The 12,505-nt window shown below is 51.4% G+C and carries 14 protein-coding genes; 8 read left to right on the top strand and 6 right to left on the bottom strand.

Annotated elements, in window-relative coordinates:
• Window positions 1–65 precede the first annotated feature (65 nt).
• Window positions 66–1,052, bottom strand: coding sequence for an EF-P beta-lysylation protein EpmB (epmB, locus tag METH11B_RS0122165; RefSeq protein WP_026603916.1), 987 nt, complete (start codon window positions 1,050–1,052; stop codon window positions 66–68).
• A 73-nt stretch (window positions 1,053–1,125) separates the two neighbouring features.
• On the opposite strand from epmB, the gene efp reads away from it, so the two are divergent.
• Together efp and epmA are read left to right on the top strand one after the other, a co-directional pair.
• A complete protein-coding gene (gene efp / locus METH11B_RS0122170) occupies window positions 1,126–1,695 on the top strand; it encodes an elongation factor P (protein ID WP_020485302.1) in 570 nt (189 codons plus the stop codon).
• A complete protein-coding gene (gene epmA, locus METH11B_RS0122175) occupies window positions 1,692–2,669 on the top strand; it encodes an EF-P lysine aminoacylase EpmA (protein WP_026603917.1) in 978 nt (325 codons plus the stop codon). Before efp ends, epmA begins: the two co-directional genes overlap by 4 nt.
• Before the next feature lie 90 nt (window positions 2,670–2,759).
• Here epmA and METH11B_RS0122180 read toward each other — a convergent pair whose 3' ends face one another.
• The 3 genes from METH11B_RS0122180 to METH11B_RS0122190 all read right to left on the bottom strand — a co-directional run bounded on the left by METH11B_RS0122180 (window position 2,760) and on the right by METH11B_RS0122190 (window position 5,426).
• Window positions 2,760–3,035 (bottom strand): hypothetical protein, encoded by a 276-nt coding sequence (locus tag METH11B_RS0122180; protein ID WP_026603918.1) that lies wholly within the window; start codon window positions 3,033–3,035, stop codon window positions 2,760–2,762.
• A 247-nt stretch (window positions 3,036–3,282) separates the two neighbouring features.
• Window positions 3,283–5,073, bottom strand: coding sequence for an aspartate--tRNA ligase (gene aspS / locus METH11B_RS0122185; protein WP_036276323.1), 1,791 nt, complete (start codon window positions 5,071–5,073; stop codon window positions 3,283–3,285).
• Between the two features lie 89 nt (window positions 5,074–5,162).
• The gene (locus tag METH11B_RS0122190) at window positions 5,163–5,426 is read right to left on the bottom strand and encodes an FmdB family zinc ribbon protein (RefSeq protein WP_026603920.1); all 264 of its coding nucleotides are present in this window, start codon (window positions 5,424–5,426) and stop codon (window positions 5,163–5,165) included.
• A 113-nt stretch (window positions 5,427–5,539) separates the two neighbouring features.
• Here METH11B_RS0122190 and pyrC point away from each other — a divergent pair, with 113 nt between their 5' ends.
• The 6 genes from pyrC (at window position 5,540) to hemJ (ending at window position 10,604) form a co-directional block, all read left to right on the top strand.
• Window positions 5,540–6,577 (top strand): dihydroorotase, encoded by a 1,038-nt coding sequence (gene pyrC, locus METH11B_RS0122195; protein ID WP_026603921.1) that lies wholly within the window; start codon window positions 5,540–5,542, stop codon window positions 6,575–6,577.
• Between the two features lie 204 nt (window positions 6,578–6,781).
• Window positions 6,782–8,359: an ArnT family glycosyltransferase gene (locus METH11B_RS0122200; protein WP_026603922.1), complete on the top strand. Its 1,578-nt coding sequence runs from the start codon at window positions 6,782–6,784 to the stop codon at window positions 8,357–8,359.
• Between the two features lie 76 nt (window positions 8,360–8,435).
• Entirely contained in the window at window positions 8,436–9,161 is a 726-nt protein-coding gene (locus METH11B_RS0122205; RefSeq protein WP_026603923.1) for a glycosyltransferase family 2 protein, read from the top strand.
• 48 nt (window positions 9,162–9,209) lie between these two features.
• On the top strand, window positions 9,210–9,581 hold the full coding sequence (locus METH11B_RS0122210) for a lipid-A-disaccharide synthase N-terminal domain-containing protein (RefSeq protein ID WP_020485310.1): 372 nt from the start codon (window positions 9,210–9,212) through the stop codon (window positions 9,579–9,581).
• A 127-nt stretch (window positions 9,582–9,708) separates the two neighbouring features.
• Entirely contained in the window at window positions 9,709–10,161 is a 453-nt protein-coding gene (locus METH11B_RS0122215) for a DUF4124 domain-containing protein (RefSeq protein WP_026603924.1), read from the top strand.
• Window positions 10,162–10,178: 17 nt separating this feature from the next.
• Window positions 10,179–10,604: a protoporphyrinogen oxidase HemJ gene (gene hemJ / locus METH11B_RS0122220; RefSeq protein ID WP_026603925.1), complete on the top strand. Its 426-nt coding sequence runs from the start codon at window positions 10,179–10,181 to the stop codon at window positions 10,602–10,604.
• Here the strand turns inward: hemJ and murU are convergent.
• Together murU and METH11B_RS0122230 are read right to left on the bottom strand one after the other, a co-directional pair.
• Entirely contained in the window at window positions 10,601–11,299 is a 699-nt protein-coding gene (gene murU / locus METH11B_RS0122225; protein WP_026603926.1) for an N-acetylmuramate alpha-1-phosphate uridylyltransferase MurU, read from the bottom strand. The two genes, hemJ and murU, sit on opposite strands and share 4 nt — an antisense overlap.
• Entirely contained in the window at window positions 11,296–12,297 is a 1,002-nt protein-coding gene (locus tag METH11B_RS0122230; RefSeq protein WP_026603927.1) for an aminoglycoside phosphotransferase family protein, read from the bottom strand. The genes murU and METH11B_RS0122230 overlap by 4 nt, the downstream gene beginning before the upstream one ends.
• Window positions 12,298–12,505: the final 208 nt, after the last annotated feature.

Raw genomic sequence — 12,505 nt, forward strand, 5'->3', positions numbered from 1 at the left:
CGGGAAAAATCTTAGACCGGGTATCGGTAAATGTGAATCCATGTCGCCGGAAAACTGTCCGGTGCTCAGCAAATTGGGATTTTATACGCTGCTCCCGCCTGTTCTTTAACGAGTTTGGGCACCAGATAGCCGGGGAGATGCCTTTGCATATGCTCTAGTAGATCCTTGGCAGCGGTTTCGGATACTTCAAAATGGCCGGTGCCGCTGGCGTGGTCCAGCACATGCAGGTAGTAAGGCAGAATGCCCAATTCAAACAGTTTTTCACTCAATGTACAGAGCGTCGTGCCGGTGTCGTTAATTCCTTTCAATAGCACGCTTTGGTTTAACAAGGTAACGCCGCGGTGGCGTAAATCACCACAAATCGCACCAACGGCAGGACTCAGCTCATTCGCATGATTGGCGTGAAATACCATCACAATTTGTTGCGACAGACTGGAGAAGGAGTTCAGCAGTTGCCGGGTGATGCGCATTGGCAACACGATGGGCACCCGGCTATGAATACGAATACGTTTGACATGTTCGATCTCCCCTAGCCGATCAAGCAGTTGGCCTAGTTTTTCGTCATTTAGCAACAAGGGGTCGCCGCCGCTGAGGATCACTTCGCTGATTTCCGGATGGCTGATGATGTAGCTAAGTGCTTGTTGGACTTTTTGCGTCGACAACTGCAACTCCGCATAAGGGAAATTGCGCCGAAAACAATACCGGCAGTGCACTGCGCAAGCGCCGGTGCTAATCAACAATACTCGGCCATGATACTTATGAATGATGCCGGCTTCGGCGACCGCGCCGAGATCGCCCACCGGGTCATGGCTGTAGCCCGGATAGTCGATCAGTTCGTTCTGAGTCGGCAGCACTTGTCTGAGCAAGGGGTCATTCGGATCGCCGGGACGCATGCAATCGGCAAAACCGCGCGGTACCCGGAGCGGAAAGGCTTTGAAATCCGGTAGCAATGCCACGCTGTCTGTTGGAATATGCAGATAGTCACAAAGGGCTTCGACGCTGGTAAATGCATCGGCAAGCGCCTGTTGCCAGCCGGCGGTTTGGGTGTTCAATGCTGCTCCGGTTTCCGATTAAAAATCTTATCCATTATAATCGTCCGACTATTATTTGTTTCACGAGGAAAAAATGGCGACTTTTAGCACCAACGAGTTCAAGGGCGGTTTGAAAATCATGCTGGACAACGACCCTTGTTCGATTATCGAAAACGAGTTTGTTAAGCCGGGTAAGGGGCAGGCGTTCAATCGGGTCAGGATCAGAAATCTGAAAACCGGCCGGGTCATTGAGCGTACCTTTAAATCCGGCGATACCGTGGAAGGTGCGGATGTCGTTGATAAGGAAATGCAATATTTGTATAGCGATGGCGAGTTCTGGCACTTCATGGTCCCCGATACCTTCGAACAGTACCAAGCCGATAAAAACGCGGTGTCCGATGCTATTAAATGGCTGAAAGAACAAGATGTTTGCACGATGACGCTATGGAACGACTCGCCATTGTCTGTCACACCACCCAACTTTGTGGAATTGACTATCACCGAAACCGACCCCGGTTTGAAAGGCGATACGTCCGGTGGCGGTGGTAAACCGGCCACGCTGGAATCCGGTGCCGTGGTGCGGGTGCCCTTGTTTGTGCAAATCGGCGAAGTCATTAAAGTCGATACCCGTACCGGCGAGTACGTGTCCCGCGTTAAAGAGTGACGGTAAGCTGGCAGCCCAGCTGCCCACTGGAGCATTTGCGCATTCGCGCGCAAATGCTGGCGGCGATACGGCGTTTTTTCGAGGTGCGGGATGTGCTGGAAGTCGAAACGCCGCTATTGTGCCCGGCCACCGGTACCGATCCGCAGCTGGATTTTTTCAGCAGTCAGTTTAATTCCCCCCCCAACCGGCCAACTCTGTTTCTACAAACGTCGCCGGAGTTCGCGATGAAGCGCCTGTTGGCCGCCGGCAGCGGCAGTATTTATCAGATCTGCAAGGCGTTTAGGAATGGCGAAGCCGGGCGTTATCACAATCCGGAATTCACGATTTTGGAGTGGTACCGGGTCGGCTACGATTTGCGGCAATTGATGCTGGAAGTCGCCGAATTGTTGCAGCAGCTGTTGCAGCCTTTTCGGGCCGAATTGCCAACCCAGCAAATCAGCTATCAACAACTATTTTTGGATTCCACCGGCTTGGATCCATTGGTATTTTGCATCAGCGATTATCAGGCTTATGCGGCTGCGAATGCGCTTCCGGAGGCTAGCGAGCTGTGCGGTAACGATCATGCCTTGTGGCTGGATTTCATTTTTAGCCATCGCGTCCAGCAGATGATGGATAACGATACGATTTATTTGCTGCATGGCTATCCGGCGATACAGTCTTCGCTGGCGCGCTTGAATGTCGATGATTCGCGGATCAGTGAGCGTTTTGAAGTGTTTATCAATGGTGTGGAGCTGGGCAATGGTTTTTATGAACTCGCCGATCCGCTTGAACAGGAAGCGCGTTTTGATAAGGAAATTGCCTATAGGCTAAGTCATGGTTTGCCGGCGGTCGCTAAGGATGCGGCATTTTTGCAGGCCTTGAAATGCGGTTTGCCGGATTGCAGCGGCGTGGCGATTGGCTTGGATCGGCTGCTGATGATTGCTCTGGGCAGTGAGTCCATTAGTGATGTGCTGACTTTTCCTGTCCGCGTTTGAGGCTCAATAATGAAAAGTCCGAAAAAACTCCCCCTTCGCCGAAGGGGGATGTAGTCGGTAGGTTTCCCTAAAAACGATTAATCGATTTGCCTAGTAGGGCCAGCTGAGCGAACTTTTTTGCTGGTCTGGGTGGTCTGCGGCATCTAGCGCTGTTTGTATGTCGTCTACGAAAAAACGCCTAAGGCCGCGGCCAAGGCGATGCGCCAGCACCGCTAGAGCGTGATCTTTGTCTAGGTAGGCCACGGGTTCGCGACCCTTGCGGTAATTGTGTAGCGCTCTTCTGACTGTGCCGCACAGATAGCACTCTGCACCCTCAGGAAGAGTGGCGTTCAAATCGCGAAGTAGATGTGGAGTTATTTTATTCATAGCATCCCCCTCCTCGTTCGGAGTGTTGGGCGGTAATCCTTATGCCATGCGAAGATCCGCAACCGGGATCTGTTATTTAATAAAAATAACGTGATTAACTTATCAATTTGGCAAAAAAAGTCAACGAGTATTTGGTGGGCTTTTTTGACGTATATCAAGACCTTGGTTCACTGCTTGGTAAGGTATCGCAGGTGGCAAGCTTAACAAGAACAAAGGGCGGACAAGTTAGCCCGCCCTCAGATTTACTTTAATCCTGCTTTTCGGTTTTGCCGGCAGGGTTACGCAACCTGATGCCCAATTCTTTCAATTGTTCTTCGCTGACCAATGCCGGCGCATTGAATAACGGGCAAGCGGCAGTTTGGGTTTTCGGGAACGCGATCACATCGCGGATCGAGCTGGCTCCGGTCATCAACATGACCAAGCGGTCCAAACCAAAGGCGATACCGCCGTGGGGCGGTGCACCGTATTTCAAGGCATCCAAAAGGAAGCCAAATTTTTCGCGGGCTTCTTCGTGGCCAATACCCAGAATGTCGAATACGGTTTGCTGCATCGCGGTGCGGTTGATCCGGATCGAGCCGCCGCCGACTTCGGTGCCGTTCAGCACCAAATCGTAAGCGCGCGACAATGCCGTACCAGGATTAGCGACCAAATCTTCCACCGAGCAGCTCGGCGCGGTGAACGGGTGATGGATAGCTGTAAAGCGTTGGGCTTTTTCGTCCCAGGCAAACATTGGGAAATCCACGACCCACAAGGGTTTCCAAGGTCCGGTCAACAGGTTGCGGTCCAAGCCCAATTTAACCCGCAAGGCGCCCATCGCTTCGTTGACGATGCCGGTTTTGTCGGCACCGAAGAAAATCAAGTCGCCATTGTGCGCACCGACTTTTTCCATTACCTTGGCCCAGACCTCAGCCGGAGCGAATTTGACGATAGGCGATTGCAAGCCTTCGACGCCGGCTGCCAAGTCATTGACTTTGATATAAGCCAAGCCTTTAGCACCGTAAATGCCGACGAACTTGGTGAGTTCGTCGATCACGCTACGGCTCAAGTCGCCACCTTCTGGCAGGCGCATGGCGACTACGCGACCGTTTGGATCGTTGGCGGGGCCGGAGAAGACTTTGAAATCGACGTCTTTCATTTCCTCGGCAATGTCTACAAGCTCCAGCGGGATACGCAGGTCCGGACGGTCAGAACCGTAGCGGCGCATCGCTTCCGAGTAACTGATCACCGGGAATTGTTCGCCCAAATCGACATCGATAATTTCCTTGAACAGACGGCGAATCATTTCTTCCATGATCGCCATGATGTCTTGTTCGTTCATGAACGAAGTTTCGATATCCAGCTGGGTAAATTCCGGCTGGCGATCAGCGCGCAAATCTTCGTCGCGGAAGCAACGTACTACCTGGTAGTAACGGTCCATGCCGGCAATCATCAGCAATTGTTTGTAAAGTTGAGGCGATTGCGGCAAGGCGAAGAATGAGTTTTGGTGGGTCCTGCTTGGGACGATGTAATCGCGCGCACCTTCCGGGGTTGCCTTGGTCAAGTAAGGGGTTTCGATTTCGAAAAACTCGTGATCGTCCAGATATTGACGTAGGTTGCGGGTGACGTCGCGGCGCACTTTCATTTTTTGCTGCATCGCGGTGCGGCGCAGATCGATGTAACGGAAACGCAGGCGGGTCTCTTCGTTGACTTCGATATCGCTCTCCAACGGGAACGGCGGGGTTTCCGCCTCGTTCAATACTTCGATATGTTTGCCCAGTATTTCGATTTGGCCGGTGGACATGTTCGGGTTATGCGTGCCTTCAGGGCGGTCGCGGACGATGCCTTCGATACGCAGTACATATTCACTGCGCACGTGTTCGGCAATCGCAAAGCTTTCGGCCATATCGGGATCGAACACCACTTGCACCAGGCCGGCGCGGTCTCTCAAGTCGATAAAAATAACGCCGCCGTGGTCGCGGCGACGATGGACCCAGCCGCACAGGGCAACGGTTTGACCTAAATGTTGGGTGTTCAATTCTCCACACTTGTGGCTACGCATAGTTGTTCTCGGGTTAATCAAAATACGGGGATAGGTAAAAATTAGGAAGTGCCAGTCGTTTCGGAAAACTGGCAGTTACCATGAGATTCCTAATGGTTATGGTTGGGGCAGCCGCTGCAACTGCTGGCTTTTTCGGGGGCTTTGCTTTCGCCGGCGACGTTTTTCTTGTTGCCGCTTTTAAAATCGGTTTCGTACCAGCCGCCGCCTTTCAAACGAAATCCCGCTGCGGAAATTTTCTTTTTTAATTCCGCTTCATTGCAGGCCGGGCAAACGATTAAGGGCTCGGCACCCAGTTTTTGCAGGGCTTCGTGTTCATGTCCGCAAGCATTGCATTGGTATTCGTAAATAGGCATCTGCTTCTCCAGTTGAAAGTGTTTAAATCGGCTTACTAAGGGCGGGGTTTTAATTTTTCAAGGCCCTTAATGTTAGAATAACTGGCTATTTTAAATGAAAACGCCCGGAGATTATGGATAAATTGACCATCCGCCAACCCGACGATTGGCATTTGCACGTCAGGACCGGCAGTATTTTAAAAACCGTGATAGGTCATACGGCTAGGCAGTTCGGTCGCGCTATTATCATGCCGAATCTGAAACCTCCAGTCACAACGGTCGCTCAGGCTTTGCTTTACAGGCAGGAAATTTTGGCAGCTTTACCGCCAGGATCGACATTTCTGCCCTTGATGACCCTGTATCTCACGGCAAGTACGTCGGTGGAGGAAATCAAAAAAGTGGCCGATGCCGAGTATGTGTTCGCCTTTAAATTGTATCCAGCCGGTGCGACCACCAATTCCGATGCCGGCGTCGCCGACATCGAAGCGGCTTATCCTTTATTCGCGGCGATGGAGAAATACGGCGTGCCGCTGTTAATCCACGGCGAAGTCACCGATGCTGAATACGACATTTTCGACCGGGAAAAAATCTTTATCGATAGTAAATTAAGCAAGCTTACCCGGCAATTCCCAGCGCTACGCATTGTTGTCGAACACCTGACGACCCAGGAAGCGGTAGAGTTTGTCCAAGCATCAGGCGCGAATGTCGCCGCGACTATTACCCCGCAGCATCTGCTCTACAACCGCAATGCTATTTTGGCCGGCGGTATTCGCCCGCATTTCTACTGTTTACCTATCCTGAAGCGCGAACACCATCGCCAAGCCCTGATAAAAGCGGCTACCAGCGGTAATGCCAAATTTTTCCTCGGTACCGACAGCGCGCCGCATTTGACCGGGTTGAAAGAAAATAGCTGCGGTTGCGCCGGTTGTTACAGCGCGCATGCGGCGTTGGAATTGTATGCCGAAGCCTTTGAGCAGGCTGGCGCCTTGGATAAGCTGGAAGGCTTCGCCAGTTTTTATGGCGCCGATTTTTATGGGTTGCCGCGCAACTCCGCGAGCGTTACTTTAGAAAAACAAGCCTGGATCGTGCCGGAAGCCTACGCCAATGTGGATGGCACTATTACACCATTACGGGCTGGCGAAAGTTTGTCATGGCGCTTAGTCGTCGCCTGATTCCTTATGATAAGTGGGGCAATTCAACCTGGTTAGCGGTTTGTTTCAACCGGCCCTGTCACCTTTTTATGTCGACTTTAGATGTGTCGGGCTTTGCCGACTGTAATAGTGTTGGCATGAAATTGGCTTAACTTATTGTCATAACGCTGGCGTGATTCTGGTCACTTGGATGTCCAGTGCTCGGAATCGATATTTTCTCGAAAAATGACCATACCCGATAAACTGATTTACCGCTGGGGCATTCTGCCGCTTTGGCTGCTGTTGACCACAAGCGTCTATTTTCGTTCGCCCATACCCATCGACGAAACGCGCTATCTCAGCGTGGCCTGGGAAATGTGGCTGCGCGGCGATTTTTTGGTGCCGTATCTAAACGGCCAGACCTATAGTCATAAGCCGCCCTTACTATTCTGGTTGATTCAAGCTGGTTGGGGCGTGTTTGGCGTTAACGCATGGTGGCCGAGTTTGGTAGGACCTCTGGCAGCTTTAGCAAATCTGTTGCTGACGCGAAAATTAGCGGAAAAGCTTTGGCCGGAGCAAGCGGTAGCCGCATTGTTGGCGCCGTGGATATTGATTGCAACCTTGTTATGGACTTTGTTTGCCACATCGATCATGTTCGATGTTCTGCTGACCAGCTGGGTGTTGTTAGGCATGCTCGGTGTTCTGGAAGTTGTACAAGGTGAGGAGCGCAAGGGTTGGATATTGGTTGCGGCAGCGTTGGGTTTGGGAATTCTAAGCAAAGGACCGGTGGTTTTTTTGCATTTAATTCCAACCGCGGCTTTTGTAGTTGTCTGGGCACAGCGTCCTGTTGTCTATTCACGCTGGTTTGCTGGCTTATTGATAGCCGCCTTGATCGGAGCTGCGATAGCGCTAGCCTGGGCGATTCCGGCCGCCATGGCCGGTGGCGAGGAATACGCCAACGCGATACTTTGGCATCAGACCGCTGATCGCGCAGTAAGCACTAAAATCCATACCCGCTCAGTGTTCTGGTATCTGCCGTTTTTGCCGATGTTTTTGTTTCCGTGGTTGTTTTGGCCACGTTTCTGGAGCAGTTTGCGCGGTAGCCGATTTTTTAGTGATTGCGGTCTACGTTTCTGTCTGGTTTGGCTGCTATCAACCTTTGTAGTGTTCTCGTTGTTGCCCAGTAAGCAGATTCATTATCTGATTCCGATGTTACCGGCGTTTGCGTTGTTGGTAGCCAGGGTGGTACTGCATGCCCACAAGCCGAAATTAGCGGGCGAGTGCTTGCTGCCGCTACTGTTCGGCGCAATCGGGATGTTTTTAGTTTATCTGCCCAAGGTGCCGGGCTTGTCGAAACTGAACTGGGTCCAGACTGTGCAGCCAGCATGGGGTTTGAGTGTCTTGGCTATTGCCATTATGTTGGCGCTGCTGGTTTGGATTAAACGCAAGTTGCCGGTTGCGGCAATATCAACGGCTTTGGTGGCGGCAATTTTTGTTGGATTTATATTTTTCTTCCGCTATGCCGGTCCGGCATACGACCTGGCGCCCGCGGCAATGCAGGTGAAAAACTACAACGAACAGCAAATCCCTTATGTCTATGTCGGCAATTACCAAGGTCAATTCAATTTCTTGGGGCGATTAACCCAGCCACTGCCGGTTTTACCTGCGGAACGGCTTGCCGATTGGGCGGCGCAACACGCGGACGGGTACCTGATTTCCCTGGAAAAAAACAAGCCTAGCGACGCCGTATACTTACAGCCCCATCGGGAATATTGGCTGGTATTTCGGTACGCGGGGCAGGCTGCTGAGGTCAAGCCGCTATAACTCAAACCTGTACAAAATTCTTATCTGTGCATAAGCGTTTGATACAATTCACAACTTTTTTAACTTTTACCAAGATATGAAGATTTCTGTAGTGGTCCCCGTTCACAATGAAACGGACAATGTCGAATTGCTGATCGAGGAAATCCATCGCGCGCTGGGCGATGGGGAAACCTATGAAATGATTTTTGTGGACGACGGCAGTACCGATGACACCGGCGTTAAACTGCAAGGTGCGATGCAGCAATATCCGACGCTGCGAGTACTGACACATCAACGCAGTTGCGGGCAAAGCCGCGCGGTGCATACGGGCGTCTCGGCGGCGCGCTATCCGTGGATTGCCACCTTGGACGGCGACGGTCAGAACGATCCGGCCGATATACCTAATCTGGTCGCGGCCTGGCACGAACAAAACGATAGCCAATTGTGGATGGTGGCCGGCTTTCGGCATAAACGTAACGACACGGGTTGGCGCAAGTTCTCCTCCAAATTCGCCAATGCCGTTCGCCAGTCAATTTTGCATGACGCCACGCCGGATACCGGTTGCGGCTTGAAGTTATTTCTGCGTGATAAGTTTTTGGCTTTGCCGTATTTCGATCATATCCATCGGTTCTTGCCGGCGTTAATCAGAATGGCTGGCGGGCATGTCATTTCGGTGAAAGTGAATCATAGGCCGAGAAATTTCGGCACGTCAAAATACGGAACCTTGGATCGGGCCTTGGTCGGCATTGTCGATTTGCTGGGCGTGGTTTGGTTGAAAAAACGCCATAGTCTGCCGATTGTTAGCGAGATTCAGCGTGGTTAATCGCTGGATTCAATCCGTTTGCCCCGCCGTATCTCAGGAGTAATTAACATGGAAAATGGTATCGTTTATTTTTTTACGCATTTGATCGATAAATGGCAGCACCATTTATCGATCATGGACTCGAATGACATCATTTGGCTCACCATCGGATTGGTAGGGCAGACCTTGTTCATGATGCGCTTTATCGTGCAATGGATACACAGTGAGCGGCACCAGAAGAGCATGATTCCTGTGAGTTTCTGGTATTTCAGTTTGTCGGGCGGTGTCATTGTCTTGGCTTATGGTATTCATCGCGTTGATCCGGTGATTATCCTGGGCCAATTGCCGGGTACTTTTGTGTATGCCAGAAACTTAATGCTGATTCGCCGCGAACATCGCGACGCGTTGGCGGAAATGACTGAGCAAGATGTGGGGACCTAAACGGTTTGACCTCCTGGAAAAGTGCATAGCCCGATTTTGCGCGAGGATTTTTCCTAACTATTAAAAACAGACTGAATTTTTACCCTAAACTATGGCCCGAGCAAATGGCGTTTTGGCGAGGTGTGCTATGAGGGTGTTAATTTTGCTGTTGATGGTTCTGAGTGTTCACTCGGCACGCGCGGAAGTATTCAAATGTATCGGCAAGGACAGTAAAACCGTTTATCAGGCCAAGCCTTGTCAAGCCAGCGATAAAACCGTGCAGTTGGATATTCAAGCCAATGAAGCCCAAGAAGCGGCGGCCAAAGCGAAGCTGGAAGCCCTGCAAAACGAACAGGAAGCAGCCAAAGCCTCCAAGCTGGAAGCCGAAAGACGCGATGCGATGCTGAAAAATCAAACCGAATCGACAAATGCCCTAAAGCAAAGCGCAATTGCGCAACAGCAGCAAGTTGAAGCGGAACAGCGCCAGGCGGCAGCCTTGGAACGACAGACGCAGCAAAACAGTAATCGGGTGCTGATTGTCGCGCCTCCCACCGTGTTACCGGGCATGCCCGCGCCGGTGACCACCGAAATTTTACGTTAGTCAGCCTCGGGAACCTCATGCTCTGGTTAAAAGCCTTACATTTAATTTTTATGGTGACTTGGTTTGCCGGCTTGTTTTATTTGCCCAGATTATTTGTTTATCATGCAATGAGCGACGACAGTATCAGCAACGAACGTTTCAAAGTGATGGAGCGCAAACTGTATTACGGCATCATGACGCCGGGCATGATTTGCACCTTTATATTCGGCGTTTGGATGTTGGGCGATTACGCCTGGATGCTTTATTCCGCCAGCGGTTGGCTGCATCTTAAGTTGGGGCTATTGGGCTTGCTAGTGGTTTATCATTTGTTTTGCGGCAAATGGTTGCTGGATTTTAAGTATGATCGCAACCGGCATTCGCATGTGTATTTCCGCTGGATCAACGAAATTCCGGTATTGTTCTTAGTCGCCATAGTCCTGTTGGCCGTCGTCAAGCCGTTCTAATACGCGGCATCCTCGGTATGTCTGTCGCCGTGGCGAGCATGTTGTTCACTCAGTTCAGCCAAGCGTTCCGGTGTGCCTATGTCCATCCACAGGCCGGAAAACTTCTCGCCGCTAATCCGCTGTTGCTGCATGGCGCGGTTTAACACCGGTCTTAGTTTTAACGGCGCGACGGGGATGTTGGCAAACAGCTTGGGGTGATAAACGCCGATACCGCTGAAGGTCAGTTTGTTCAAACCTTTTTCCGACAATACGCCGTCGGCGTTCAGTGAAAAATCGCCTTCCGGATGATGCGGCGGATTATTGATCATCACCAGATGAGCGAGATCGATGGCTTTGGTCCGCAAATTGGCCAAGGGATAATCGCAAATAATATCGGCGTTAAGCACCAGGAACGGCTCGTCGCCCAGCAAAGGCAGGGCCTTGGCAATGCCGCCGGCGGTTTCCAGTGCGGTTTCGCCTTCATCAGAATACACAATCGATACATTCCAGCGCTTACCATTTCCGCAATAGTCTTTAATCTGCTCGCCTAGATGGGCGATGTTGATGACTATGTCGCCAAAGCCGGCGGCCGCTAGATTTTCTATGGTGAATTCGATTAGCGCTTTGCCGGCTGCTTTCAGTAAAGGTTTAGGGGTGTGGTCGGTCAATGGTCGCATTCTTTCGCCGCGTCCGGCCGCCAAAATCATTGCCTTCATGCGGATGCTCCGACACGCGGCAGCACCTGTTCTTGCAGAAACTGCTGCATGTCTGCGAACTCGGGATAGAGGTCGCAAACACGGGAGATGTAAGCCAGGGTGCGCGGGATGTCGGCCAAATAATGGGATTTGCCGTCGCGAAGATGAAGTCTGGCGAAAATGCCCACTGCTTTCAGGTGGCGCTGCATGCCCATCAGGTCGAACCAGCGTTTGAATCGATTAAAATCGGCGTTCAGCAGTCCGATTGCCAACAGGCGTTGATGATATTGCTGGGCCCAACTGATGACTTGCTGTTCGGGCCAGGCGATGTAACAGTCGCGCAGCAGCGATACCAGATCGTAACTGATAGGGCCTATCACCGCATCTTGAAAATCGATAACCCCAGGAGAGTTGTGTTCCAGCACCATCAGGTTGCGCGAGTGGAAGTCTCGGTGCACGCAGACTTGCGGCTGTTCAAGCGCCGAATCGATCAAAATAGTGTTGATAGTTGTCGCGAGCTTATGTGGAATGGCAATGCCGAGTAGTTTTTCCAAAAACCATTCGTAAAAAATAGCTAGCTCGCGGAGGAGCAGGGCGCTGTCGTAAGCCGGCAAGCCGCAGTCAAGCGGGTTTACGCCGGTTTGTAGTTTGAACAAGCTGTCCATGGCCTGGCTATACAGCAGCTCGGCGTTGCCGATTTGTAAGCGGTCGAGAAAACTCGTAGAACCTAAGTCTTCCAGCAACAGAAATCCTTGTCGGCTATTCTGTTGATAGATATTCGGGATATGGATATCGCTTGGTTTCAGCAATCCGGCGACGCGTACGAACGGTTCGGTATTTTCTTTGTCCGGCGGCGCGTCCATGGCAATGTGGCAGCCGTCGCGGTGCTCAACTCGGAAATATCGCCTGAAACTGGCGTCGCTGGAAGCCGGGGTAATTTGCTGTATATCAAGTGCGACGTCGTTATTGAGCCAATCGACAAGCTCCGCCAAGCGGCGGTCTGAGCTGGAAACGTACATTTTTATTAATTGCGGGTCAACCTAAGGTAAAATGATGGGAAGCATTTTATTCGATTTCCATTCCGCTAAGTCAATTTAGCTGCATTCGCCAAGACATGAATTATCGGTTTTATACAATTTCTTCAGCATTATTGTTTTTTACGGGCGTCGCCTCTGCTGCCAATAATGCGGCGTGGAATTGTGAGCAAACCAAAAATGGCGAATGGAC

Origin of the sequence: Methylomonas sp. 11b (assembly GCF_000515215.1) — a bacterium.
GTDB lineage: Bacteria > Pseudomonadota > Gammaproteobacteria > Methylococcales > Methylomonadaceae > Methylomonas.